The sequence below is a fragment of the Psychrobacter celer genome, from assembly GCF_016107555.1.
Taxonomy (GTDB): domain Bacteria; phylum Pseudomonadota; class Gammaproteobacteria; order Pseudomonadales; family Moraxellaceae; genus Psychrobacter; species Psychrobacter celer.
The window spans coordinates 1-26,464 of sequence record NZ_JABASU010000013.1 but is presented as its reverse complement, the minus strand read 5'-3'; the positions used below and the strand labels follow the sequence as shown (position 1 = coordinate 26,464).

General features: G+C 47.4%; 23 protein-coding genes. 8 read left to right on the top strand and 15 right to left on the bottom strand.

Annotated elements, in window-relative coordinates:
- Positions 1-24: 24 nt before the first annotated feature.
- From JFC05_RS07540 to argS, 3 genes are all read right to left on the bottom strand, one after another.
- Complete coding sequence (locus JFC05_RS07540; protein ID WP_244658189.1) at positions 25-1,116, bottom strand: PTS sugar transporter subunit IIC; 1,092 nt, start codon at positions 1,114-1,116, stop codon at positions 25-27.
- 243 nt (positions 1,117-1,359) lie between these two features.
- A complete protein-coding gene (locus JFC05_RS07535; RefSeq protein WP_198336425.1) occupies positions 1,360-2,181 on the bottom strand; it encodes an SPOR domain-containing protein in 822 nt (273 codons plus the stop codon).
- Between the two features lie 64 nt (positions 2,182-2,245).
- Positions 2,246-4,075, bottom strand: coding sequence for an arginine--tRNA ligase (gene argS, locus JFC05_RS07530; protein WP_192993311.1), 1,830 nt, complete (start codon positions 4,073-4,075; stop codon positions 2,246-2,248).
- A 470-nt stretch (positions 4,076-4,545) separates the two neighbouring features.
- Here argS and JFC05_RS07525 point away from each other — a divergent pair, with 470 nt between their 5' ends.
- The gene (locus JFC05_RS07525) at positions 4,546-4,764 is read left to right on the top strand and encodes a DUF2788 domain-containing protein (protein ID WP_075102521.1); all 219 of its coding nucleotides are present in this window, start codon (positions 4,546-4,548) and stop codon (positions 4,762-4,764) included.
- Positions 4,765-4,856: 92 nt separating this feature from the next.
- Here JFC05_RS07525 and cmoB read toward each other — a convergent pair whose 3' ends face one another.
- Positions 4,857-5,888, bottom strand: a complete 1,032-nt coding sequence (gene cmoB / locus JFC05_RS07520; protein WP_198336424.1) for a tRNA 5-methoxyuridine(34)/uridine 5-oxyacetic acid(34) synthase CmoB — start codon at positions 5,886-5,888, stop codon at positions 4,857-4,859.
- A gap of 60 nt (positions 5,889-5,948) precedes the next feature.
- Positions 5,949-6,725: a carboxy-S-adenosyl-L-methionine synthase CmoA gene (cmoA, locus tag JFC05_RS07515; protein ID WP_198336423.1), complete on the bottom strand. Its 777-nt coding sequence runs from the start codon at positions 6,723-6,725 to the stop codon at positions 5,949-5,951.
- A 289-nt stretch (positions 6,726-7,014) separates the two neighbouring features.
- Here cmoA and msrA point away from each other — a divergent pair, with 289 nt between their 5' ends.
- The 3 genes from msrA to JFC05_RS07500 all read left to right on the top strand — a co-directional run bounded on the left by msrA (position 7,015) and on the right by JFC05_RS07500 (position 9,574).
- On the top strand, positions 7,015-7,536 hold the full coding sequence (gene msrA / locus JFC05_RS07510) for a peptide-methionine (S)-S-oxide reductase MsrA (RefSeq protein WP_075102518.1): 522 nt from the start codon (positions 7,015-7,017) through the stop codon (positions 7,534-7,536).
- A gap of 64 nt (positions 7,537-7,600) precedes the next feature.
- Positions 7,601-7,867, top strand: coding sequence for a DUF1499 domain-containing protein (locus JFC05_RS07505; protein ID WP_198336422.1), 267 nt, complete (start codon positions 7,601-7,603; stop codon positions 7,865-7,867).
- 240 nt (positions 7,868-8,107) lie between these two features.
- On the top strand, positions 8,108-9,574 hold the full coding sequence (locus JFC05_RS07500; RefSeq protein WP_198336421.1) for a lytic murein transglycosylase: 1,467 nt from the start codon (positions 8,108-8,110) through the stop codon (positions 9,572-9,574).
- Positions 9,575-9,746: 172 nt separating this feature from the next.
- Here the strand turns inward: JFC05_RS07500 and JFC05_RS07495 are convergent, their stop codons facing one another.
- The 4 genes from JFC05_RS07495 to JFC05_RS07480 all read right to left on the bottom strand — a co-directional run bounded on the left by JFC05_RS07495 (position 9,747) and on the right by JFC05_RS07480 (position 13,586).
- Positions 9,747-10,046, bottom strand: coding sequence for a hypothetical protein (locus tag JFC05_RS07495; protein WP_075102515.1), 300 nt, complete (start codon positions 10,044-10,046; stop codon positions 9,747-9,749).
- A gap of 318 nt (positions 10,047-10,364) precedes the next feature.
- Positions 10,365-11,393, bottom strand: a complete 1,029-nt coding sequence (locus JFC05_RS07490) for a DUF4062 domain-containing protein (protein ID WP_198336420.1) — start codon at positions 11,391-11,393, stop codon at positions 10,365-10,367.
- 186 nt (positions 11,394-11,579) lie between these two features.
- Positions 11,580-12,566 carry a glutamate racemase gene (gene murI, locus JFC05_RS07485; protein WP_420850564.1) on the bottom strand — a complete coding sequence of 329 codons (987 nt, stop codon included), beginning with the start codon at positions 12,564-12,566 and terminating at the stop codon, positions 11,580-11,582.
- Positions 12,567-12,836: 270 nt separating this feature from the next.
- On the bottom strand, positions 12,837-13,586 hold the full coding sequence (locus JFC05_RS07480; protein ID WP_198336419.1) for a DUF1285 domain-containing protein: 750 nt from the start codon (positions 13,584-13,586) through the stop codon (positions 12,837-12,839).
- A 555-nt stretch (positions 13,587-14,141) separates the two neighbouring features.
- Here JFC05_RS07480 and JFC05_RS07475 point away from each other — a divergent pair.
- Entirely contained in the window at positions 14,142-15,779 is a 1,638-nt protein-coding gene (locus tag JFC05_RS07475; RefSeq protein WP_227697467.1) for an electron transfer flavoprotein-ubiquinone oxidoreductase, read from the top strand.
- A gap of 128 nt (positions 15,780-15,907) precedes the next feature.
- Here the strand turns inward: JFC05_RS07475 and JFC05_RS07470 are convergent, their stop codons facing one another.
- The gene (locus JFC05_RS07470; RefSeq protein WP_198336417.1) at positions 15,908-17,404 is read right to left on the bottom strand and encodes an alanine/glycine:cation symporter family protein; all 1,497 of its coding nucleotides are present in this window, start codon (positions 17,402-17,404) and stop codon (positions 15,908-15,910) included.
- A 677-nt stretch (positions 17,405-18,081) separates the two neighbouring features.
- Between JFC05_RS07470 and JFC05_RS07465 the strand changes: the two genes are divergently transcribed.
- The 3 genes from JFC05_RS07465 to JFC05_RS07455 all read left to right on the top strand — a co-directional run bounded on the left by JFC05_RS07465 (position 18,082) and on the right by JFC05_RS07455 (position 21,000).
- Entirely contained in the window at positions 18,082-18,342 is a 261-nt protein-coding gene (locus JFC05_RS07465; RefSeq protein ID WP_100748990.1) for a DUF4212 domain-containing protein, read from the top strand.
- Between the two features lie 3 nt (positions 18,343-18,345).
- Positions 18,346-20,214, top strand: a complete 1,869-nt coding sequence (locus JFC05_RS07460; protein WP_198336416.1) for a sodium:solute symporter family protein — start codon at positions 18,346-18,348, stop codon at positions 20,212-20,214.
- A 237-nt stretch (positions 20,215-20,451) separates the two neighbouring features.
- On the top strand, positions 20,452-21,000 hold the full coding sequence (locus tag JFC05_RS07455) for a hypothetical protein (protein WP_198336415.1): 549 nt from the start codon (positions 20,452-20,454) through the stop codon (positions 20,998-21,000).
- A gap of 14 nt (positions 21,001-21,014) precedes the next feature.
- On the opposite strand, the gene JFC05_RS07450 is transcribed toward JFC05_RS07455, so the two are convergent.
- The 5 genes from JFC05_RS07450 to JFC05_RS07430 all read right to left on the bottom strand — a co-directional run bounded on the left by JFC05_RS07450 (position 21,015) and on the right by JFC05_RS07430 (position 25,967).
- On the bottom strand, positions 21,015-21,617 hold the full coding sequence (locus JFC05_RS07450) for a rhomboid family intramembrane serine protease (protein ID WP_198336414.1): 603 nt from the start codon (positions 21,615-21,617) through the stop codon (positions 21,015-21,017).
- 230 nt (positions 21,618-21,847) lie between these two features.
- Complete coding sequence (locus JFC05_RS07445) at positions 21,848-22,873, bottom strand: 5'-nucleotidase (RefSeq protein ID WP_198336413.1); 1,026 nt, start codon at positions 22,871-22,873, stop codon at positions 21,848-21,850.
- 204 nt (positions 22,874-23,077) lie between these two features.
- The gene (locus JFC05_RS07440; protein WP_198336412.1) at positions 23,078-24,367 is read right to left on the bottom strand and encodes a TRAP transporter large permease; all 1,290 of its coding nucleotides are present in this window, start codon (positions 24,365-24,367) and stop codon (positions 23,078-23,080) included.
- The gene (locus tag JFC05_RS07435; RefSeq protein WP_192993284.1) at positions 24,364-24,891 is read right to left on the bottom strand and encodes a TRAP transporter small permease; all 528 of its coding nucleotides are present in this window, start codon (positions 24,889-24,891) and stop codon (positions 24,364-24,366) included. Before JFC05_RS07435 ends, JFC05_RS07440 begins: the two co-directional genes overlap by 4 nt.
- A gap of 17 nt (positions 24,892-24,908) precedes the next feature.
- Positions 24,909-25,967 (bottom strand): TRAP transporter substrate-binding protein, encoded by a 1,059-nt coding sequence (locus JFC05_RS07430; RefSeq protein ID WP_198336411.1) that lies wholly within the window; start codon positions 25,965-25,967, stop codon positions 24,909-24,911.
- Positions 25,968-26,464: the final 497 nt, after the last annotated feature.

Genomic DNA, 26,464 nt, shown 5'->3' with positions numbered 1-26,464 from the left:
TATGCATAACCATCATAGTAATACTTAAGGTAGCTTCATATCACCTTCTACCAGCCAGCCCATACGCCGCATCACATAAGCGACAACACCGGCAATCACGGCTGGCAGCACAAACATCAATAACACAATCGCCGTCCATAGCTGTGCGGTGCTCATCAGTCCTTGCGAGGCCTCGATAACGCCAAATACCCCGACCAACCCTGCCGTCCCCATGCCAGCGCCAGTTGCGGTACATGCCAGCCCAAAGCCGACGGTCGCAATAGGGCCGACGATGGCGCTTGCGATGACCGCAGGCAATAGCACCAATGGTTTTTTTAGTACATTGGGAATCTGTAGCATACTGGTGCCAAGCCCCTGAGAGATCACCCCGCTCATGCCGTTGTCCTTAAAGCTCGCTACCGCAAAGCCGATCATGTGCGCCGCACAGCCCACCACTGCCGCACCGCCTGCCAGCCCGCCAAGCCCGATAGCGATACAGATGGCAGCGCTGGAGGTGGGAAGTGTCAGCAAAATCCCCACCACCACAGCTATCACCACCCCCATCAATAACGGCTGCAGCTCAGTAGCTGCTTGGATACCTTGTCCAATAGCGCTGACGGCAGCGACTATGGGCGGATTAAGTAGGGCACAAACCAGCAACGCCGCACTACATACCACCAATGGTACCAACAAAATATCAAGTTTGGTTTTACCTGCGACCCACGTACCAGCACGATACGCAAATACCGATGCCAAATACGCGCCAATCGGATTGCCTGGTATGGCGACAAAAGTCGCAGGTGCGCCTACCTGAGCGGTAAATAGCGTCCCTACCATTAGCGCCTCGGAGTGGGCACCGAGCATACCAGCGACCAAGCAACTGAGCATCACCAGCGTCGGTGCTTTTAGATAGTACGCAATACCCACGCCGATACCCGCCCCCATCATGACTGAAGCCAGCTTGCCGACAGCCACCAGTGCTGGCAAATTTAACCAACCACCGATTTGCGAGATAATAAGACCAGCTATCAAGGTGACAAACAAGCCCAACGCCATGCCAGTAAAAGCATCAATAAAATATTTTTGAAAAAAAGCCTTAATGACACCGTGGGGTGCTACTGCGTGCGATACAGTCATAGCCATGCTCTTTGTAATTTTTGGAGATAAATTGTGGTCAAATAAGGAAAATAGCGCCGTTCATATCGGGATATTGACCAGCTATTTGACGATGGTTGGCAAAATTTAGCCATTTTTAGCCCATTTAGATAACTATCGAGTGAATTGAAAACACGCCCTAAAATAAACGATAAAAAAGGCGTCGCTCGTACCAGTAAGCGACGCCTTTGTTTATAAACGAATCATCCTCCTAAGCTGCCGATGCTAGCGGCGCTGCTCGACGATGATAGAGTCGATGCCGTTATTTTGTAGGCGCTGCTGGGCGGTGGTCACCGCTTGACGATTATTCATCGGCCGTGAGATGACCTGATAGATGGGCAAGCCATTACCTGTGGTGTTTTTTACCACTCTTGCATCGACACCTGCCATCAGTACTTGGGCGCGGCGACGATCTGCTTCATCAGCATCACCAAAGCTATTGATCTGCAAAATGTAGGTGGCTGCCGGTTTGGCGGCCTGTACGCTAGCGGTTCCGGCACCTGAGTTATTGCTACGGTTAGCGCCATTACTATTGCTAGTAGGCGCAGGGCCATCGTAAGTGGCGTCTTCTTCGACAATGACAATCTCATCACTGTTTTCGCCATTGGCCGCGCCATTGCCTTGATTAGGCGCTGTCACTGTGCCATCCGCGATACCGACATTGTCTGACTCATCATCACGACTGGCGCTACTATCCTGCGGCTGAGTGACGACCACATCCGGCTCAAAGGCATTGATATCGCCTATTGCACTGTTGCCCACCTCGGCGATGTCTTCATCAGGAATCGTCGCCATTTCTTGACTGGGCAATATGTCATAAAACTCATAATCACCATTATCCGTGTCGGTATCGACACGCGGCTGTACCTGACGGTCTGGGTCATCGCTGGCGGCACTATCTGCTGGACTAAAATCAAACAATGGCGAGAGGTAGATAAACACCCCAATCATCAAGGTCAGTATCGCCCCGACGAACATCCATAATAAGCCTGACACACTACTGGTTTTGCGCTTTTCGGTCGCGCCTTTAGGTTTTTTGGCTAGCATGGATCTGGTTCTCCCTACTGAATCTAACTATCATTAAATTACGCTTATCGGCCGTCTCTTTATCCTACATGCTAGACGGGGCAGACAACCCTAATAAATTAAGTCCGTTGGACAATACTTGACGCACCGCTTTTGACAACCGTAGACGCGCCTGCATCAATGCCATCTCATCAGTGCTCGGTGTCTCACCTGATGTCAAGCTCACCGGCAAGATGCGGTTGCTGTCGTACCAGCCATGAAACAGCGCGGCCAGCTCTTTTAGATAATTGGTCAAGACGTGCGGCTCGTAGCCGGTTGCCGCGCGCGCCAAGGTCGCAGGATAGCCTGCTAGCAGCTTGATCAGTTCATCTTCATTAGGAGCGCTTAGCCTCGTTTGCTGCGCTTGACCGATGGCATCATCTACCACGAAGCCACTGTTTTCAAGCTTCTCTAACACGCGGCAGACACGCGCATGCGCGTACTGGATATAATAAACTTGGTTGTCTTTACTTTGCGACTTGGCCAGCTCCAGATCAAAGTCCACATGCACTTCAGGCTTACGCGCCACATAATAAAAACGCGCCGCATCGTTACCCACCTCAGAGCGCAGCTCGCGCAAGGTGACAAACTTGCCTGAGCGTGACGACATTTGTACTTTTTCACTACCGCGCCATAAGGCCACAAACTGTACCAATACCACATCGAGGCGCGCCTCATCGATGCCAAGCGCAGTCAGCGCCGCTTTTACCCGCGGGACATAACCATGGTGGTCTGCGCCCCAGACGTTGATGACTTTATCAAAGCCGCGGTCAAACTTGTTTTTGTGATAAGCAATATCAGAGGCAAAGTACGTCGTTTGCCCATTGGCGCGGCGTACCACGCGGTCTTTTTCGTCACCAAAATCGGTCGATTTAAACCAAATATTGCCATCTTTTTCATACAGATAGCCTTTGTCGTCTAGTATCTGTAAGACAGGCTCGATCTCGCTATCGATTGAGCGCTCGCTAAACCAGCACTCATAACGCACCCCAAAGTCATTTAAATCATCTTTGATATCCGCCAAGATACTGCTCAGCGCAGCGTCTAAAAACAGCTCATAACCCTCGCCTAGCAAGGATTTACTATTGGCAATCAAGCCATCGATATGAGCTTCTTTGTCGCCTGATACCAGTGTTTTTTCGCCATCGGCATTGGTATCAAAGATAGCATCTGCTGGTACGTCTTTGGCGACGTCAGCGAAAGGATGAACGTAGCTGTCACCATGCTGCACCTTTAGAGTCTGTGCGATATCTCGGACATACTCACCTTGATAGCCATTGACCGGAAAGGTCACCTGCTCGCCGTTGATCTGCAAATAACGCAAGTAGGTGCTGGTTGCTAAAATATCCATTTGGCGACCGGCATCATTGACGTAGTATTCACGCGTGACATCATACCCCACTGCCTCTAGCAAATTGGCGACACTCATACCGAACGCTGCGCCGCGGCCGTGACCGACATGCAGGCTTGAGGTTGGGTTGGCAGAGACAAACTCGACTTGGATTTTTTGCCCGGCAAATTGCTCGCTTAGACCAAAACGGTCTTGTAGCTCAAAGATATCTGCTAATACTGCAAACTTGGCATCGCTGTTCAAAAACACATTGATAAAACCAGGGCCGGCGATTTCGACTTGGCGAATGTCTTGATTATCAGGCAACGCGGCGACGATTTTTTCGGCCAGCATACGCGGATTGCTCTTGGCTGCTTTGGCTGCCGTCAGCGCGATGTTACTGGCAAAATCACCATGGCTCAAATCCTTGGTACGGGTGATCTGGCTATTGTTTTTCCAATCAGCAGGCAAGATGTCTTGCGCCTGTAAGGTTTGAACAGCTTGGTCAAATAATGCGGTTAAGGTATCGATTTGGGCTTGTGACATAGGGTATAAACTCAGTTAAATAAACAACAAAAACGGTATGAAACATGACGAATGCGAGCAGTCGATATGGGATTATTATAGTAGCGACAGTCTATGCAAAAGAGACATTAGTACTAAAAAACAAGTAACCTATAAATATAACAATCTTTGTGCTGTATTGCACTATTTACGATAAAATTAGTGTCAAAATACAACACTTTAAGCCCAATTTGCCCCTCAGTGTTGGCTATCTGATAAAGACGGCGCGCGCCGCGCTAAGCGTGCCACAACACCGAGCATTATGATTGTAGCGTTACTGTTGTCCAAGGCTTTGCGGTAGTTTATACCCAGTACATTCCACGCTATAATGACGGTTTGTCTTGCTGTAGTGAGGCAATATGCCCCATTGCAGCCGAGTCGCCTGCCATTATCCAGACGATAAAATAATAAAGACAATCAGACAACGCGTTACCACTTTATAGGACTATCTTATGTTTGCTATTGCCGCTAGTACCATCACCAGCTGGGGGTTGTACGTCTTACTACCAATATTTATCGCCTTTTTGTTTTTTATTATGTGGGACATCTCTAAAAAATCTGAGGCTGGACGCGCTGGGACGTTTTGGATCTTTTTGGCACTGGGTGCTGGGTTTGTGGGCTTTTTACTCAAGCTCTTACTAGAGGTCGCCTTTGAGAGATGGTTGATCTAACCAATGCTCTAGGGTCCTTCATTCAACCGACAGTCATCCAAATGGGTTCAAAGCGGCTAAACAGCGACCAAACACTGCACTGTTTTACTGTGCTATTTTTTGGCAATGATGGTCGCGCGCATCGGGGCAGGATAGCCTTCTACAGTTTTTGTTCGGTCATTAGGATCTAAAAAATCTGCTAAAGAGTGATATGTCATCCATTCGGTTTGGCGCTGCTCATTGGTCGAAGTCGTGGCCACATCGACGCAGCGCACGTCTGTAAACCCTGCTTTTTCAAGCCAGCCGATTAACGCTGCAACAGAGGGTAAAAAGTACACATTATTCATCTGCGCATAGCGGTCATGCGGCACCAGTACAGTATTGGCATCGCCTTCAATTACCAACGTCTCAAGCACCAGCTCGCCGCCTTTGACCAGCTGCCCCTTTAGCTGTTGCAAATGCTCAAAGGGTGACTGACGATGATAGAGCACCCCCATACTAAACACCGTATCAAATAGCTGACTATGCTCAGGTAAGGCTTCGAGTGGGACGGGGATATAATGCGTTTTATAACTATCAGCCGCGCCGACAAAATGCCGAATCGCCATAAACTGATGATAAAACAAGCAAGAGGGATCGATGATAATGACCGTCTCCGCGCCAGCCCCTGCCATACGCCAGCCATGATACCCAGAGCCGCCGCCGACATCGAGCACGCGCCGTCCTTTTAAGGTGCCCAAGTGCGGCGCAACTCGCTGCCATTTCCAGTCACTGTGCCACTCGGTATCAATCTTGATACCTGACGCATCATCGCCGATTTGACCACCGATCTGAAACGGCCCCTTGCGCCACGGCATCAGCTGCTTTAACAGCGCCGTTGTTTGCTTGCGCTGCGAATCACTCAGATTTGCCTCAATGGTCAATACATCAGTGTCTAGATGGACAGCATCGACGACCAATTCTGGCAAACGCGCCACCGACGCCTGATAAGCTGGCGCGTGCGCATAGTTGGCTTTGTCTTTGATAGCACCCAGCCATGTTGGCAACTGGGTCAGCCACTCATAAGCCGTCGGCTGCTGCTGCGCAAGTGTTAGCAAGGTCAAATACAGCTCACGCTCGGCGCGCAAGATAGTGTCATTAAGCATAAAAGCGAATTACCATGTGGATCAAAAAGTAAGGTTAAAATTTGCGTCCTCAAAGAAAGGCTATTTAAACGCCACAATCGAGACAAAGTTCAAAAACTGAAACCACGTCAAATGCCGTGCAAAACCCACCTCATCCAAACGCTGATGGTGCCCGTCTAAGGTATCGGTGATAAGGACGTTTTCTAGCGCATTACGCTTGCCGCTGATTTCCATCTCGGTATAGCCATTAGCGCGCTTAAAGTCATAATAGCGCTCAACCAGCCACGCATCATACTGCTCATCAAACGCATGAGTTTTTTCAGTCAACACCAATATACCGCCCTCGCTCAGTGCATTATAGATATTCTCTAACACCGCCACTCTATCGGCAGCTGGCAAAAACTGTAGCGTTAAATTTAAAATCACCATATCGCATGGCTCAAGTGTCACATCGCGGATATCGGCGGTGACGACTTCGATATCGTGCTCAGGATAGTTATCATTGAGCACAGTTGCCGCTTTTGTGGTCATCGCAGGCGAGATATCTATCGCTTTAATCTGTAAATCCTGCGGCGCAAATTCCCCAGCCAGCGCCATGCTAGCTGCACCAAGTGAGCAGCCCAAATCATACACACGGCTGACACGGCGGCCATCATCACCTTGCTGACGGTACTTGCAATGACGCCGAGCAAAGATAGGCAACATCGCCAGCACTTGACCATAACCTGGTACACTACGGCGAATCATATCTGGAAAACACGCCACCACCTGCTCATCAAAAGAAAAGCGCGCCGCTTTATCGAGAGGTGTGGTAAATAAAGTGTCATGCTTGATAGTGGCAGGATTGGATTGGCTCATGGGGCGACTCGTTTTGATAATAGCAAAAGCCCATTATAACATTACTGTTTGTTACTTATCGCCATCCGATGCCCTGCTAAGCTAAATAGGTCACGCTAAGGACAATCAATTGATGATTGAAGCAGTCGTTAAACCAACCGTGTCATTGAGTTGATAGAGTCTTTAAGCAGGTCGTTGAAAGTTGAAAAATGACCGTCTGCGACCAACATTTACACCAGTAGCGCTATGTCACTTTTAGAATGAAGTGATTATATAACCTGATCATCTCTTTATAATAATAGGAAAAATTATGCAAACCATTATCTTAGGCGGTGGCTGCTTTTGGTGCACCGAATCAGTCTTTTTGTCCGTAAAGGGCGTAGCGTCCGTGACCTCAGGCTATATGGGCGGCGACGCGGTATCGGCCAACTATGAGGCCGTCTGTAGCGGCACCACAGGTCATGTAGAGGTTATCAAAGTCGATTTTGATGACACTGTTGTCCCTCTGGAGGTGATACTTGATGTGTTTTTTGCCACTCACGACCCCACAACCAAAGATCGTCAAGGCAATGATGTCGGCAGTCAATATCGTAGCGTGGTTTTCTATACAGACGATGAGCAAAAACCAACCGTCGATCGCACCATCAATAAACTGCGCGATATGGGCGTCAACGTCGTCACAGAAGTCCATCCTGCTATGACGTTCTATAAGGCTGAAGAGTCGCACCAAGACTTTTTTAATAGAAACCCAGGCCAAGCCTACTGCAACTTTGCCATCCCGCCCAAACTTGCCAAACTGCGAAAAGAGTTTAGCGAATATATGGTCAATTAACTGACGCGCCATCACGGGTGCATCATTCGGCTAAAGGTCAGCTGGCAGGACGTACCATCACGCTATGCGCCGCAGTTATTACTCACGCTTATTTACGATCAAGATAAAGGAGCTGGTGGTGATAGACGCAGACACCGGTATTGTGGAGGCGACAGATACGACGCCTTGGGTTGGTTTTCAGGACGATGTGGTGATACGTGTCGCCGATGCAGGTAGCAAGCGGCTGGTCGATATCCGTAGTAAATCACGAATTGGTGGCAGCGATTTGGGCAAAAATGCTGAGCGTATTCGTCGTTTTATCAAAGAGCTGGATAAGATTTTAGAGTCGTAGCGACATCCTTTAGAAGCTTGGCACGCAGCAAAAACCGCTTGCAACCTCACGCCTACGTCAATTTATAGTAACAGGGTGCTGCGACAGCTTTTCTTTATTATGCAGATTGGTTACTCTAAGTAAATATGACGATTTTGCACTTTATGCTGTTTTATTGATCGCTCTTATTTATAACCATTACTTATCATCACGTCCCATCACCATTTCTCATAATAATTTTGACGTTTATAGGATGTTTTCATGCGTTTGACTCCTCTTTCGACCTTATCCATGCTGGTTGCGGCTATCGGTCTGAGCTTTGCCAGCACTGCCCAAGCGGCCAAACCACCAGCGCCAGACTTGTCCAATAGCGAGTTTCAGCAGTGTCTAGATAGGTTAAAAGGCTCTAGTAAGTTTCGCGGCGTAGACAGCTTTACCTTCAACAACTATCGCCCAGCTCAGCCTGACCCTAGCGTTATTCAGTCGCTTAACTATCAGCCCGAGTTTCAAAAAGATGTCTGGGATTATCTATCGGCGCTGGTGGACAAAGAGCGCGTCGAAGATGGTATTCGTGCCAAGCACCAATGGCGTGATACGCTGCGCCAAATCGAATCGCGCTATGGCGTAAAAGCCGAGCACGTCCTTGGCGTCTGGGGCGTGGAGTCCAACTTTGGTCAGACACTGGGTAAAAAACCGCTATTTGAATCCTTAGCGACTCTCTCCTGCTTTGATCGTCGCCAAAGCTACTTTCAGGGGGAGTTTGCCAACGCGCTCAAAATCGTCCAACGCGGTGATATCGCACCAAACGACATGACAGGCTCGTGGGCTGGCGCCTTTGGGCAAACGCAGTTTATGCCGAGCACCTTTTTGGAGCTGGCCGTCGACTTTGATGGCGATGGTCGCCGCGACCTCGTCAATAGCGTCCCTGATGCACTAGCCTCTACCGCCAACTTTCTGGACAACCGTGGCTATCGTACAGGGGAGCCGTGGGGTTATGAAGTCAAACTCCCTGATGGCTACTGGGCGGCGTCCAACCGTAAAAACAAGAAATCCATGAGTCACTGGCGCAGCCAAGGTCTGACATTGGCAAATGGTAGCCCGCTGCCCTATGATTTGAGTAGTGCAGGACTGCTATTACCAGCTGGTATAGAAGGGCCGGCGTTTTTGGTTGGTAAAAACTTTGACACCTTTTACTCGTATAACGCGTCAGAAAACTACGCATTGGCCATCGCGCACTTGTCAGATCTGATCACGCGCGAAGACAGCAGCAAGACAGATTTTATCACTGCGTGGCCCACAGATGACCCAGGTATCAGCCGCCAACAAGCCAAAGACATCCAGCAAGCACTGCTCGATGCTGGCTATGATATTGGCGGCGTCGACGGCATCATCGGTGACAACACTCGTACGGCGATTCAGCAATACCAAACCAGTCACGGTATCTTCCCAGCTGATGGCCGTGCAGGGCAAAAATTTTATCGTACTATCGTTGGCAGTGCGGCCCCAAGCCCGCGTTCGTATGGTCACTCATACTCTCAGCCCACCAATAGCCAACCCCTAAACCCAGCACCCGCCGATCGTATGGGGCAATTGATCCAGCAGCAGACCACCGCGCCAAGCGCTTACTCTCAGTCGACGCAGCCCTCTACGTCTAGCAACCCGCGCTATCGCCGCGTGATCGGCAGCGACGGTACTATCAAGCTGGTACGAATTGATGAAGGCTCATAACCGCTAGGTTTTATCGCTCTCTCTGATAGCAAAAAGGCCACGCTATAGCTAGCGTGGCCTTTCTATGTATTTTAAGACGAGACCTTTAGGACGATACATTTAACAAATCAGTTTCTAGCTTTGGCTTTTTGACAAACCTACGTTTTGATCCTTTGATCATAGTGACGCGGTGTTATACGATAGGCGGCGGATTGGGCTTACCATTGTCGCCATCCCAGTTTTCCCGTGCCTTGTCGTCTAGGTCAGCAGGGGTTTTTGGCTCCCATTTGCCATTTTCTTTCCATGTCTCATCACCCCAATCCGCATCTTCTTCTTTTCTATCCAAGTCTTTGTAGGCTTGGCTAGGGTCGATGCCGCGGCGCTTCATGTCGGCAACTTGCTCTTCTAGGGTGCGAAACTGATCGGCATCATGCATGGCTTTTTCTAAGCCGTCGATTTCATGGTTGCGCTCATCATATTTAGAGTTGCTCATGTCTACTCTCCTTAATTATTCAGTGATCGTCAATGATACGTATCTCAGCGCTATTGTATGATGTGTTATCGTTTTAGTGATTTTGTTCTTTAGTCATTTCGTTCATGGCACTCGGCTGTCGACTGAACGTGCGCTGAATCATGATTCTTATTATCACCAGTCCTGCTCAGATTCACAACCTCTGCCACGTATGCTTTGTATTACAAAACGTAGTCGCGCGCGCAGATGCTTGCGGTATATCTGCTCGAGACAGCTACTACTGGAGGACTACTGAGAAAAGTAAACCAATAAAGAAGAGAAAAATTTAAAAAAAGCAGATTAAGACTGAGATGAGGTGTTGTTTAACAAGTTTTTTGCATAAAAAGTCAGCTTCCATAGCTCCTGCGATACCCGTGTGCCATAGGTGGTCAGCTGTATCCAATTGGCACTGACCAGCTGACGCTGCAAGACGTTTAAGTCGTCTTGTGATATCTGACAGCGCGCAACCGCGTGGACATTTGGCATGTCTTGCTTGACGTCTGCTTCAGCTTTTGATGCTATCAGTCGGTTGATGGCGGTTTGTAAACCATAGCTAGAGAACGTCGAGGGAATTTTTGATAAGGCGCTCAGTACCTCTTGCCATGTCAGCGTCATCGGCCGTGTCACATCTGTCAGGTTACCCCCTGCATAAGCTTGCGCACTATAAGAGATATCAAAGGACTCTGTCAAAACGATGGGGTTACTGACATTATCTTCTGCAAAGCTGGCTTTGGGCTGCTCATGAGGGTAGGCAAGATTATGTTGGGTCAGGCTGTTTTGGTTGATGGCTTTTTTGGTGGACAGCCGCTCAGCGGGTTTTTGCATAGTGGCTTGTTTGCTAAACTCAATGACCTCGTCACTGGCCTTTATCCAGCCGCCCGTGACTTTATGTGCAGCAATGATGGTGTGATAGGCTTGTACCAGCAGGCTTTCGATTTCATCAGCATTGTCATAGTAGTATATGCGATTGTCTTGCTTGGTCACTGCGTTGATAAATTCTTGTAACTGGCGGCTGATGGCGCTGTCTGGCGGCTGGTTTTTGATTAAGACCAGTAAAGGCTTGAGCTTGGCTTTGGCATTTAGATAGCTCAAATGCATTTGGCTGACGCCGGTTTTTTGTGCGGTGCCATAGCTATCACCGATTACCATCAACGCATAGTCGCAGGAATCGATGCATTGGCGCCCATATAACGATGCCTTTGACAGTTGGCTTGACACATCATAAGTCAAAAAAGCGCGCGCCTGAAAAAATATCGCTAGGTTATCCAATACCAGCAATTGATCATTATCAGCGCATATGACGTGGATATGATAGCGACGGTTTGGCACAATCACCTCTAAGCTTCAGTCATGACATAAGTAACAAGCAGATAAAATAAAGCACAAATATCTTGTTTTGCACAGACTAGCATAAACTTATAGAAATGGAATTATTTTATTTCGACTACAGCAGTTTCATCGTCATATAGGCACGCCTGACACTCAAACCGCTGATCAGAAAAACCATGATAGCACTTATTTAGAAGCGTATTGCAAAATGGTCTCTTGTCCGACCAATTGTTTTATCAAAGCGCCCAACGTATCGTCATATTTGCTGGCATAAAAAGTCAACGGCAGTCGAATACTAGGCGATATTTGATGGTTTGTCGCTATCGCTCGGTAAGCGTTGTTGTCATTCTCGCCATCATCATTGCAATATTCATTGATATGGTTATTACCACTGCCTTTAATATTAGCACTTGCCAATAGCTGATTGCTCAGTAGCAGCTGCTTGACCCGCTCTGCAATCGCCTGTCCTGAGTCCAATACCTGTATCGATAACTGCTGGCGCGCAATTTCCTCCAACAAGAAACCCTTAAAAAACGGATAATGCGTGCACCCAAGGACCAACTGATCGATACCAGCTTGCGCAAAGACCATGAGCTGCTGACGTAAACGCCGCGCGGTCTCGTCCGCCTCTGGCATGCCCGCCTCCACCCATGGCACTAGTAGAGGGTCAAAGTACTTAGTCACTTCTACATTATTGGGCAGGGCAAACGCATCGATAACCTTGTTTAGTAACGCACCATTTAAGGTCGCCTTGGTCGCCAGCACCGCCACGTGATGGGTATTGCTGGCCAGTACCGCCGGTTTTAATGCTGGCACCAATCCCACAATAGGCAGCTGCGGATAACAACGCCTAGCCGTCTCTAGCGCATAGGCAGAGGCACTGTTGCAAGCGATAACGATAAGTTTGCAGCCTTGCTGATACAGCCACTCTATCGCTCTTAATGTCAGCCTCTCAATATCGGTGCTGTCGCGATTACCATAAGGGACATGTAGCGTATCGGCATAATAGACATAGCGCTCAGCAGGCAGCTGCTCGGCCAAATGCAGATACACAGACAGACCGCCTACCCCCGAGTCAAATAAACCTATCGGTGCGTTTGGGTCGGCATGATAAGTCGTTGCCTCAGCTACCACCTCATGAGCAGCAGCCTGCCAGATAGCCGCTGTCTTCATGTGTTTGGCTAGCACAGCCTCAGGATTTGCCCTATCCATGTTTAGCGCTTCATTTTTGCTCATACCCTTCATGGCTGTACTGTCGTTTTTTTTGGTCATATCGGTATCTTTATACTACTGATTGCGTGACTTGTCGGTAGTCAATCAAACTGCTACACACATCCTGTCACGCTTTGCTATTTATTGTTTATTCTACAAATTAGCAATAGCTTAAGGCCTTGATAGCTTAAGTCATTGCTAATTTAATTGGTACGTTAAGACATTGATATGTTAAGGCATCGATAACTGATAGCATTGCCCACCACTTTGTAAGGTTAATATCGTCTCGCCGTTTTGCTCTGTCAGCTCACCAATCTCAGCCAAATGATAAAACGTATTGCGGCCGATCAGCGCCATCAAGCCCTGTCTGACGGGCATATACGGACGTATCTGCTGCTCGGCTGCTTGTTGCTGATGGTCTTTGGCGTTTTGTGTATTATTGGCTTGAGCGCTGCTGGCCTGAGGCTGACTCTCGGCATGCTTGTCTGGTACATTAGGATTATACGCCTTTAAGACGATTTTGTGCTCGTCATCTAGGCGAACGACATCGCCTGTGGTCGTGGTAAACTCCAACCAGCGCAGGCCTGCTTCCTCAACGATACCCACATCGTTGATCAATAACGGCGCATCTTCAACTTGAATACGAATTTTTTGTACAGGCGTCTTTAAAAAGTATTCTGTTTTGCCCTGATTTTCTTCTTTCCACAAAATCGTGGCAAACAGACTTACCAATGACTCTCTGGTCATTTGCCCGCCTTCGTGCCACCACTCGCCATTTGCCTTGATCACCAAATCCATATCCGTCACTTGCTCAGGATGCCAGCGCTCTAGGGGCGGTATGGCTCGCCCCTCGCGCGCCCCAGCAGTGGTCTTTAGATACTGGCTCAATGCGTCCATACTATTTAGGTCTGATGGCACGTCGTTTGGGGCTTGTAGCGTATCGTTTTGGTGTTTATTGGCTTGCTTGTTATGGCTATCCATCTTATGATTTCCTATCTAGTATGCAAAGTTTGGCAAATCTATTATGACTATAAATTTTAGTTTCAGGTATGATGAATCTTTGTCGTCAATCAATCATCATAATTAGCTCATTATTTTGATTTTACCTTAACATCGATACTCACAAATGCGTATCGTGTTTGTAGGACTTTTCTTTTATAATGAGTAACGATTTTTCATTTACGTGTTTTTATTTACATGGTTAAGTGGGTGCTGTATCAATGAGGCGTTTTTTAAGGTGTTGATATCTTTGCATAAATGGTTTGTCGCAAAGAGCCCATCTCATTGTTATTGATACGGCGCAGACAGTTTTTATCGGGCAGCCATATGTCGAGTGACGTTAGCGCCACAAGTCTATTATTTAATTGTTAAGCTAATGATGCCCTGAGATAAGCCACCATAAGTTTAGGAGTAGGTATGCAAGAGCAAGACAATCAAAAGCCAGTCGTTGATGGCGATACTGTAGCGACAGATACGGTCGAGCAAGACGTGCAAGCACAAAGCGTGGCTGCAGAGCCTGAGATAGAACGCGAGTCTATGGAGTTTGATGTCATCATCGTCGGCGGCGGTCCTGCAGGTTTGTCTGCGGCTATCCGTCTGCGTCAGCTTGCCATTGAGGCGGGTAACGATGAGTTTATGGTTTGCGTGGTCGAAAAAGGCTCTGAGTTTGGCGCGCATATCTTATCAGGCGCGGTTATTGAGCCGCGCGCCCTAGATGAACTAATTCCGGACTGGAAAGAGAAAGGCGCACCGCTTAATGTCCCTGCGATTGAAGATCGCGTTTATATGCTTGGTTCGGCGACCAAAGCCACAAAGCTTATGGATTCAGTGGTTCCAGCCCTCATGCATAATGACGGTAATTACATCGTCTCACTAGGTAATGTCGTACGTTGGCTCGCTGAGCAAGCTGAAGAGCTTGAAGTGATGATGTTCCCAGGCTTCCCTGCCGCCGATATCTTATATAATGATGACGGCTCAGTACGTGGTATTTTGACAGGCGATATGGGTGTGGCGGCTGACGGTGAGGCCAAGCCAAGCTTTGAGCCAGGCTATGAGCTACTGGCCAAATACACCATCTTTGCTGAAGGTAGCCGCGGTCACTTGGGCAAACGTTTGATCAGCCGTTTCGGACTTGACAATGACTCTGACCCACAGCATTATGGTATTGGCCTAAAAGAGCTTTGGGACATCGATCCTGCTAAGCATGAAGAAGGCGTGGTACTGCATGGCTCTGGTTGGCCGTTGAGTGATACCGGATCTTCTGGTGGTTGGTGGCTCTATCATGCCGAAAACAATCAAGTCAGCTTCGGTATGGTCATCGACTTATCTTATTCTAACCCGTATATGTCACCGTTCGATGAGATGCAGCGCCTAAAACTGCATCCACTTATTCGCAATATCTTAGAAGGCGGCGAGCGTATCTCGTATGGAGCACGAGCGCTGACCAAAGGTGGCCTAAACTCTCTACCAAAATTCACTTTCCCAGGCGGCGTGTTGGTCGGTGACGATGCTGGTTTCTTAAACCCAGCCAAAATCAAAGGTACGCATACTTCTATGAAGTCGGGTATGCTCGCTGCTGAAGCTATCTTCGAAGCGATAGAAGCCGGCCGTCAGCATGATGAAGTAGTCGCTTATAGTACGATGTACAAAGAGTCTTGGTTGTATCAAGATAACTATGAGGCACGTAACTTCTCGCCGGCTATGCACCGTATGGGTCAATGGATGGGCGGCGCGTTCAACTTTATCGACCAAAACCTGCTTGGCGGTAAGATGCCTTTGACGATTCATGATAACTCGCATGACTATCATCAGCTAGAGCGTGCAGCTCATGCATATCAGCCTACTTATCCTAAGCCTGACGGCAAACTTATCTTTGATAAACTCTCTTCAGTGTTTATCTCTAATACCAACCACGCAGAAGATCAGCCAACACATCTTAAGCTCACTGACCCAACGGTGCCAGTGTCGATTAACCTGCCCCTCTATGCCGAGCCTGCGCGTTTGTACTGCCCAGCGGGCGTCTATGAAGTGGTCAAAGATGCCGAAGGCGCAAAATTCGTCATCAACGCGCAAAACTGCGTACACTGTAAGACTTGTGATATCAAAGATCCATCACAAAACATTACTTGGGTCACACCAGAAGGCGGCGGTGGCCCCAACTATCCAAACATGTAATGGTGTTGGAGAGCCTTGAGCAGTCATCTGCTCACCGCTGAGCAATAAAAAACCGCCCTTAATTTATAAGGGCGGTTTTTTAATACTTATACATTCAATGTCTCAATTAAATGACGCGACAACCCATCTTAATCTGTCCAAGCGTCACGGTTGACTTCGTCTTTTAATTTGACAAAATCATCAGGGTCAAATTTGATTTGTGTCCCTGATTTGCCTTCTTTGATTTGACGCTCGTAGTCACGCAGTATGCGTAGCGCCACAGGAGACAAGAGCAAAATAGCCACCAAGTTGACAAGTGCCATCATACCCATGGATAAATCCGCAAAGTTCCAAATCGCAGGCAAGCTGGCGATGGCACCAATAAACACCATTCCCAATACCATAAAGCGAAATATCATGATCATTACTTTGGCGTTTTTGGCGCCTGAGATAAACTCAAGGTTTGACTCGCCATAGCTGTAGTTGGCAATGATGGAAGTAAAAGAAAAGAAGAAAATGGCAATGGCGACAAAGATAATACCCAAATCACCCACGTACTGCGACAACGCCAGCTGTGTCAGCTGAATACCTTCTTGCTCGACACTGGGGTCGACCACACCTGACAAAATGATGATAGCAGCCGTTGCGGTACAGATCACCAGCGTATCCATAAACACGCCGAGCATTTGCATAAACCCTTGCACCGCGGGATGGTCAGGATGACTTTTGGCTGTGGCTGCCGCATTGGGCGCCGACCCCATGCCTGCTTCGTTAGAAAACAATCCGCGTTTGATACCGTTGATCATCGCCTGAGCGATACCATAACCGATGACCCCGCCCGCTGCTTGCTCAAATCCGAAAGCTGATTTTACGATCAAGGCGATGGCAGCTGGGAATTGGCTAAGGTTGGTGATGATAATAAACAGTGCCAATAAAATATATAAAATCGCCATGATAGGGACGATTTTGCCCGCGATACGAGCCACCGAGCGCAACCCTCCAAACACAACAGGCGCGACCAGTGCCACCAATACAAGGCCTGTCATCCATGTTGGCACGCCAAAGGCTTCGTTGGTCGCTTGTGCGATGGTGTTGGACTGTACGCCATTGAAAGCAAGACCAAAGGCCACGAGCAAACACAGTGAGAAAAATATCGCAAGCCAGCGTTTACCCAAGCCTTTTTCGATATAGTAGGCCGGTCCGCCGCGGTACACATTGTCGTTGTGAGGGACTTTGTATGCTTGGGCGAGCGTCGACTCGATAAAGCTGGTCGACATACCAACCAGCGCGGTCATCCACATCCAAAACACTGCGCCTGGGCCACCGAGATAAATCGCAATCGCAACCCCTGCCAAGTTACCCGTACCCACACGCGCCGCCAGCGACGTCATCAATGCTTCAAATGAGCTGATACCACCATTTTTGCGTCCTTGGTTAGAGACGCGCAGTAGCTTCCACATATGACCAAAGTGGCGAAACTGAATAAAACGTGTCACGACAGTAAAATACAGACCTGCGCCAATCAGTACAAACATCAGCAGACCATACCAAGGGTTATTGGCAATCAACCAATCGTTATTCCCCCAGATAATACTGACACCATAATTTACGAGGCTGTTAAACCACCCTACTACCCCTTCACTCATATCAACTCCTCGTGAATACTTTTTAAAACTTGCTTATTTTTTGCGTTTTATATCAAATAAACGCCATTAAAACCAGCATACCATGCTCAGTTGTCAAATCTGCTGTGCATTTTATAGAGATTCGGTGCGCCACAACCATCACGTTTACTTATCGGTTCAATATATTTATTTTTAAAATAAATACTACAGGCTTCTTCTATCCTATAGAATGATAAAAGTAACCAATTTACTGCACAAAGTAAGCCAGCGGTGATGGTTTTTACATACTGTCATCCACCTATCAGATCTTTATTACTAATGGTTATGCAGGATTTTTGGTTTATGCCTATTTTTTTGCAGTGACGCAGACTTGAAAGTGATAGACTAAATTTTATAGGCATTGTGACTTATTGAATATTCACTTATTGTCATGATTGTTTGGCATACTAAAAACTTTAAGACGCTTGTCAGGAAGACGAGACGGTAATCAAAGACAGTGGATGGTCTGCCCCCTCCTTTCTTCCTCAAATATTGTTTGTTATAGCGCTCTTAAATACAGTGATCTTGGCAAATAGTCATCATGCTAAATCAGCACTCGCGTTATCTGATCGTCAGTACGTGCTTGTCAGATGTCTTTATCAGACTGACGAGACTGAGATCAACCATGATATTTTAGGTAAGACAAAAGGAGTTGTCCTATGGAAAACCACAACGATCCATCCGGCTATTGGCGTGCCAATGTCCGTCTCATTTTAGGCAGCCTTATCATTTGGGCATTATGCTCGTATGGCTTTGCTATTCTCTTACGTCCTCTTTTGGCAGGTATAAAAATCGGTGGCACTGATTTGGGCTTTTGGTTTGCCCAGCAAGGTTCTATCGGGGTTTTTATCGTCTTAATTTTTTTCTACGCTTGGCGTATGAATAAGTTGGACAAACAATATGGCGTAGATGAGGAATAGATCATGAGCCAATATATAATTAATATTATTTTTGTAGGAGCGTCTTTCGCGCTGTACTTCGGTATCGCGATTTGGGCACGTGCTGGGACCACCAGTGAATTCTATGTGGCAGGCGGCGGCGTGCATCCAGTTGTAAACGGTATGGCTACCGCTGCTGACTGGATGAGTGCGGCGTCCTTTATCTCCATGGCAGGTTTGATTGCTGCTGGTGGTTATGGTGCTTCAACTTATTTGATGGGCTGGACAGGCGGTTATGTACTACTCGCTATGTTGCTTGCCCCATACTTACGTAAATTCGGTAAGTTTACGGTTCCAGACTTTATATCCGATCGCTTTTATTCCAAGACAGCAGCGATGATTGCGGTGGTTTGTCTGATTGTGGCATCGACCACCTATGTTATCGGACAGATGACTGGTGCAGGTGTTGCTTTCTCTCGCTTTTTGGAAGTGGAGAATGACACAGGTCTTCTCATTGCCGCAGTAGTCGTGTTTTTCTACGCAGTACTAGGCGGTATGAAAGGCATTACCTATACACAGGTCGCTCAGTACATCGTCTTGATGATTGCCTATACCATTCCGGCTGTCTTTATCTCGCTTGAGCTGACCGGCAACCCTATTCCAGGTTTGGGTCTGTTTTCTACGCATGCTGAGTCCGGCGTGCCTATTTTGACCAAGCTTGATCAAGTAGTCACTGATCTTGGTTTTGCTGCTTATACTGCTGATGTGCCAAACAAGCTTAACATGGTACTGTTTACGCTATCACTTATGATTGGTACAGCAGGCCTACCACACGTTATCATTCGCTTCTTTACCGTACCAAAAGTCGCTGATGCGCGCTGGACAGCGGGTTGGACACTAGTATTCATCTCGCTATTGTACTTTACTGCTCCAGCGGTAGGTGCGATGGCTCGTCTAAACCTCATTGATACGGTCTATCCACAAGGGGTTGCAGAAGCATCTTTAGAGTATGATCAACGTCCAGACTGGATGGCAACATGGGAAGACACAGGGCTTATCAAGTATAACGATCTAAACAATGATGGTCGTATCCAGATGTATAACGACAGTGGACTTGGTGCCGCTCAAGTAGCCCTCAACACCGCTGAAGCGGATGGTGGCGATGTCACCGCTGCTACAGCAGAAGTCGCCAAGGCGCAAGCCGCTCACGACCAAGAGCTTGATGGACGCTTTGCTGAAGCAGGTTGGGCGGGTAATGAGCTGGATGTCAATAACGATATCTTAGTCTTGGCCAATCCAGAGATTGCTCAGCTGCCACCTTGGGTGATCGGTCTTATCGCTGCTGGTGGTTTGGCAGCTGCGCTATCGACTGCGGCAGGATTGTTGCTGGCCATCTCGTCTGCCATTAGTCACGACTTAATCAAACGAAACCTCAACCCAAACATCACTGATAAAGGAGAGCTACAAGTTGCTCGAATCTCTATGGCGATTGCGATTGTGGTGGCAACGTGGCTTGGCCTAAATCCGCCAGGGTTTGCCGCACAGGTGGTGGCCTTGGCCTTTGGTATCGCTGGCGCCTCCTTGTTCCCCGCGCTGATGATGGGTATTTTCTCTAAGCGTATTAATAACTTAGGTGCTATCTGCGGGATGCTCGCCGGCCTTATCACGACCTTGGTATATATCTTTGTCTTTAAAGGCTGGTTCTTTATCAGTGGTACTGCCAACTTCCCCGATACCGCAGAGTACTGGTTGTTTGGTATCTCACCGCTGTCGTTTGGGGCCATTGGCGCGCTGATTAACTTTGCAGTCGCCTTTATCGTTTCTTATTCGACAAAAGCGCCACCGCTGCACATCCAAGAGCTGGTTGAAAGTGTTCGCTCTCCGCGCGGCGCTGGCGGTGCCATCGACCACTAGGCGTACGAGCCATGTGGGCTCTATAATCAAACCACGCTAAAAGGATAAATGTTGAACGTCACTTTTTTTCTTGGAATGATTATAGATATCATACGTAAAGTGTCACTCACAGGCAGGCGCTGCTTGTGAGTGATTTTTTTATCCCTTTAGGTGCAGAATAAGTCTTGGATGGTTGCCAGATTTGTTTTTGCCTAAATAAAACGCAAACCGCTCTAACCGATTAAGAAGGAAGATTTTATGCTTTTTGAGTTTATTGCCACCATGGCCGCAGCGTTTGGTATGGCTGGACTGGCACTGATTATAACTCACCTTAGTAAACTGGCGGGCAAACGCGCGCCAAAGTGGCTGGTGCCACTCTTTGCAGCGATTGGCATTTTTACCTTCCAAATTCATCAAGAATATAACTGGTATTCTCAGCAAGTCAGCAAGTTACCCACGGGCGTAGAGGTGGTCAAAACAGCAGAGAGTCGCACTTGGTTTCGGCCTTGGTCTTATGTCAAGCCGCAAATACTGCGTTTTATCGCCGCAGATATCAAAAATGCCCGTGTCCAAGTAGACAATGCCGATATGCACTTAGTCACTCTTTATTTGTTTGAAAGACGTAGAAGCGTACAAAAAATCCCGCAAGTCATCGATTGCGCGGCGCCTGCGCGTGCAGATTATATATTGCCAAAAGCAGGCAGCATCCTATCGCTTGATGAGCATGTGCAGCAAACCAGCACATGGCACCCATTGACCAAAGCGGATTCTTTATTTATCAGTGTTTGCACAGATAGTAATCCATAACGTCTCTGGCATGTTTAGCGTATAGAGCCTACCTGATAGGTATGTTTGGAGTTGGCACCCAATAGCAGACCGGCGCACAAGCCGCCGAAATGCGCGGCAAATGAAATGCCTTGCTGCGGCATCAAACCTTGCTTGATAATCAACCAATAGCCTGTACCCATGACAATACAAGCGAGCAGGTAGCCCCAACGTCTGGCAAATACCGCGCCGCCGATCATATACCCAATCATGGCAAAGCATAGCCCCGATGCGCCGATATGAATAGAAGACGGCGAACCAATGACCCAAGTGACCAGCCCTGAGGCAATCACCAGCTTAATCACCGTACGATAGGCGTTTTTTTCAAACAAGCCAAACAAAAATAAAATCTGCAACAACGTGATGGTATTGCCCAATAAGTGAGAAAAGTTGCCGTGCATTGTCCATGAAGCGACTATCCCAATCATGCTACCTACATCTAAGGCGCGCGGTACAATACCAAACACATTCCAGATGCCAAAAAAGACCGTTTCATTTAAAAAAAACATCCCCCACATCGGCATCAGCACAAAAGCATATAGTCCGATGACTTGTTTGACCCGTGTCATGATGAGAGAAAATAACTGCTGCCCATTCATATCGTGACCTGCCCTTGACTCTATGCTTTGTATTTAATTTTTATGCTATAGTCGATTCTAAATAAAACAGATATAGTCGATACACTCTAAAAATGTCATAGCGCTACTGGGATGCTATTTTTAAACGTAGGTTGCTCAGCCTCTGGGAACGCAGCACGCAAGTAAAATTTATACCAGTAGCGCGTTTAAATCCATAACAGTTTTACATTCAGCTAACTATACATTGTCTGTTAACGTGGAACTGGTATAAATAGCAGACTGTTTTCTTTATCAGCGGCCAAATAGCTATCACCATGCAGCAACGAGGCTGAATGATAAGGCACCAAAGCCGTTGGGATAAAACGGCGCGCCGCATCGATATGCTGGATTGAATCATCAAAAAAGATATGCGGCGCAAAGGTTCTGAGCACCGCTGTCTTTTCTAGTCCACCCAAAAAAAACGCCATATCGACATTGACGCCCCACTCTCGCAATGTTTTGATGGCCCGCAGATCGGCAGGGGCATTGCGAGCGGTTACCAGAGCGATTTTTATCGGAGAGTAGCTAAGCCCTGCTGGCAGACACTCTTGCAAGTTTGAGAGCTTAATCAAGAGCTCGGCATACGGCCCCTTCTCTATCGGCAAATCCCGCATTTTGGCTTCACGGTCATGAAAGGCGCGTAACCCTTTTTGCTTATAAAGCAGCTCACCTGAGTCATCAAAAAGCACCGCATCACCATCAAAAGCGATACGCAGCTGCTGAGTATCCAGCTCATAAGTATTGACAGGCGTCGCATCCAAGATGGCACACGCACAAATATTGGCATCCGCAACTTGCTGAGCGTCCTCGCGATTGGTGGTCAAAAACAAGTCCACATTAAAATCATCGATATAAGGCGCCACCGGGCTACCTGAGATAAAAGCTGATCGAGAAATATTGAGGCCATGCTCACGAATGGCATTGAGAACCTGAATACCAGTATCAGGGCTGCTTTTTGAGACGATAACCACCTCAACCAGCGGCGCTTCTAGCTCAGTTTCTTGACTGTCAGCCTGACAGTATCTGTTCAGGTTTAGCAGCGCTTTTATCAGGGGATAGCCTGCGCCAATGCTTAAAGGATCGTTTTCGCGCTCCGTCATATAATCGCGAAACGCTTTAATGGCCGTATCAGGATGCTGCGCTAATAACTGCGACAAATAGCTCTCAGACTCCGTTAAATCAAACAGTGCTGTTGCAGAGATCGCTACAATCAACGTATTACTAAAATCAACTGCCATAATAAAAGGCTCTCAGTTGTCAGGCTCCATGGTAGAGTTTATTGTAACAAGGCGCTATCAGAAGATATATGGCACTTTTATGACTGGCGCTAGCACCGATAGCGAGCGTGATCGTTCAACTATTACAACAAAAAAGCCATATTGCTTTATAAACAATATGGCCATTTAAACACAGTTACCATTTAGACTATTATCTGAGAAAGGTTATGCTAGCAGTACTAGAGAAATCGCAGGGAACGCCACCAAAATCACCAAGCGAATCACATCGGAAACAATAAACGGCGCCACCCCTCGAAACATATCGGACAGCTTAATATGCGGTGCCATCGCCTTAATCACAAAGATGTTCATGCCCATCGGCGGCGTAATCAGTCCAAGCTCTACCGTCAGTACTGCGATGATACCAAACCATACCGGATCAAACCCTAAGGCTATAATGATCGGATACACCACCGGAATGGTGATGACCAGCATCGCCAAGGCATCCATAAACAGCCCTAATAAGAAGTACATGATCAAAATACAAATCAGCACCACCATCGGACTCACTGCCAAGGTACCAATCCAGCTCGCTAAGGTATATGACAATCTAGAGACTGAGATAAAATAGCCCAGTGCCTCTGCACCTAGTAGCATGAAAAACACCACTGCAGATAATGCTAAGGTTTCAATCAACGACTGCTTCAGTCCCTTCATACGCATGCCTTTGGCAAACGCATAAGCCCAAGAAACGAACGCCCCGACAGCAGCGCCTTCCGTTGGAGTAAATAACCCAAAGAAAATACCAGCGATAATAACGATGAAGATAAAGCTAAAGGGAATGAGTCCTGTCAACGCTACAAGCTTGGCTTTCCATGAGGTAGACTCACCGCGCTGCGCCAAGTGTGGTTTCCAGCGCACCATGATCATGACAGTGATCGAATACATGACCATACCTAGCATACCCGGCAAAAATCCTGCAATAAACATGTCACCGACCGACTGCTGGGTCAAAATGGCATAAACCAGTAAGGCAATACTGGGCGGAATCATAATCCCAAGTGTACCACCAGCCGCTAAAATGCCGCAGGCAAAGCCTGGCTGATAGCCATACTTCTCCATTTGCGGTAAGGCCACTTTGGTCATGGTAGAGGCGGTCGCTAACGATGATCCCGAGATTGAGGCAAAGATACCCGATGAACCGATACCGGCGATTCCCAAACTGCCCCTAACACCGCCAAAGATGGTGCGGGTTGCTTCAAACAATTTGCCCGCCATACCAGAATGAGTGGCAAAAACGCCCATCAAGATAAATAGCGGAATGGCACTAAAGTCATATTTGGCTAAGACATCTACGGGGAGGTCTTTGAGCATTTGTACAGCGCCACTCGGTGCCGTCACAGCGCCAAAGCCGACCAGACCAACACCAAGCATAGCAAGGGCAACGGGTACTCGTAAGATGACGAGTAGGATCATGACAACTAAGCCAATGGCTCCAACGATTTCTGGACTCATGCGCCTGTCTCCTCAGCGTCAAAAAACTCGCCTGTCTTAAAGATATTGATGGACTCGATCAAGGATCGAATGGCCAGCAAAGCACTTAAAAAGGCGCTGACAAGATAAATGGGCATCATTGAAACCCGCAAATCCTGGGTGACTTTGCCAAACTCGATAGCATCAACAGCGCTCTCAAACAGCCCCCAAGCAAAGACGATACCGATGATAAAGAACCCCAGCATAAAGACGCCCATCATATAGCCTTTGATAGACTTGGGCATCTTTTGGGTGAAAACATCAACAATGATTTGTGAGCGTTCGACAAAAGCGGCAAAGGCAGCTAATAGCGCAAACAGCATAAAATAAGAAACAATCTCGACGCTGCCTTTGACAGTGAAACCAAACTCACCGCCGGTGAGCTTGAAGATATAACGGGCGATAACATCTAACATGGTGGTCAAAACGATGATGATCAGACTGATACCACCGATGAGCTGACATAGCCGTGAGATGAAGGTACTGATTTTGACCAAGTAGGTCATGCGGCGACTCCTTTAGGTTAGACCTTGCAGGCAGCGCTGGCGGCTTTGGCTTTTTCGTAGACACTATCTGCATCTAGGCCCAAAGCATTTACATCTTTGAGATATTTCTTTGTGCCTTCTAATAACGGGCCTCGCCAATCCGGATCATTTAATGGATCTGGAATCTCCACAATCTCATCACCTTTAGCTTGGGCCGCTTTTATTGCCATATCGTCATGCTTATCAAATACTTCACCTACCTTTTTGGCAAGCGCCATGCCTGAGTTGTTATCAAGAACTTGTTTTAAATCATCAGGCAGGGCGTCGTATTTGTCCTTATTCATCGTGACCATCAGGGCAGAGCTATAAAAAGGAATATTGGTATGATACTTGGTGATTTCGTCTATTTTAAAAGCTGTCACAGCTTCCCACGGAAAGCTCAAACCATCAACGACACCGCGCTGTAAAGAAGTATACATATCATTAGCAGGCAAACCCACAGGCGAGGCTCCAGCACTTTCTATGATATCACCAGCAACCGCAGAAGGACGACGAATACGCATGCCCTTCATATCTGCTGGCGTGCGTATTAGCTTATCGGTCGTGTGCAAAGAGCCAGGTCCAGCACCATACATAAAGAGGAGATGTGAGTCTTCATACTCACCGGCCAAGGTGCCGTCATCATAGAGGGTTTGTAGCATACAGCCCATCTGTGTGGCAGAATTAGACAAACCTGGAAGCTCAGTGATCTGCGTTAATGGGAAACGTCCGCTGGTATAACCATGCGCTTGTGAGCCAATATCTATGGTGCCTTTAGCAGCGGACTCATAGGTCACGTCAGCTTTTGCAAGACCTGCTGAAGGGTATAGCTCAACTTTTAATCGGCCATCAGAATCAGTTTCGATTTGCTTGGCCCATGGCTCAAAAACTTCTGTACTGATTGAGGAGGTTGCAGGCCAAAAATGAGAAAAACGTAGAACAGTGGTTTCTTGAGAATTTGCTGATACACCATCGGTACTATCCGCAGATTGATTTGAACAACCAAAAAGACTCGCGGTAGCTAATGCACCAATCGAAAAAAGGGGAGCTAACTTCATTATCAATTCCTTTTGATAACTGTAAGAATAAAGATCAAAGAAAAACTTAGTATTTACCTCGTCAAATCATTTATGACGTTACAAGCCTAAAACATCCTTTTATAGACCTGTAATAAATATTACTATTTAAAATTATCAGTTATAATGATATAAGGCAAATCATTTTGGAGGCATAAACTTGTTATTAAGTCAAAAGCCGCTTACTAGAACCAAAGCCAATAACAGCTTCCCCAAAAAAACCCCTTTAACAATTAAGTTAAGGGGGCTTTAGGAATAGGGAGCTGACGATGACCTGAGAACCGTTAAAAAATTGCATGCCAATTTTAGCTTCGCAAGAGCTATTCCTTTAAATAGGAATAGCTGCGTAGGTCACATGGTAATGACTAAATTAAAGGCAAAAAAAAAGAGCCACCCGGTTAAGGATGACTCTTCTTAGAATAGAGAGCTGACGATGACCTACTCTCACATGGCCGGAGCCACACTACCATTGGCGCAAC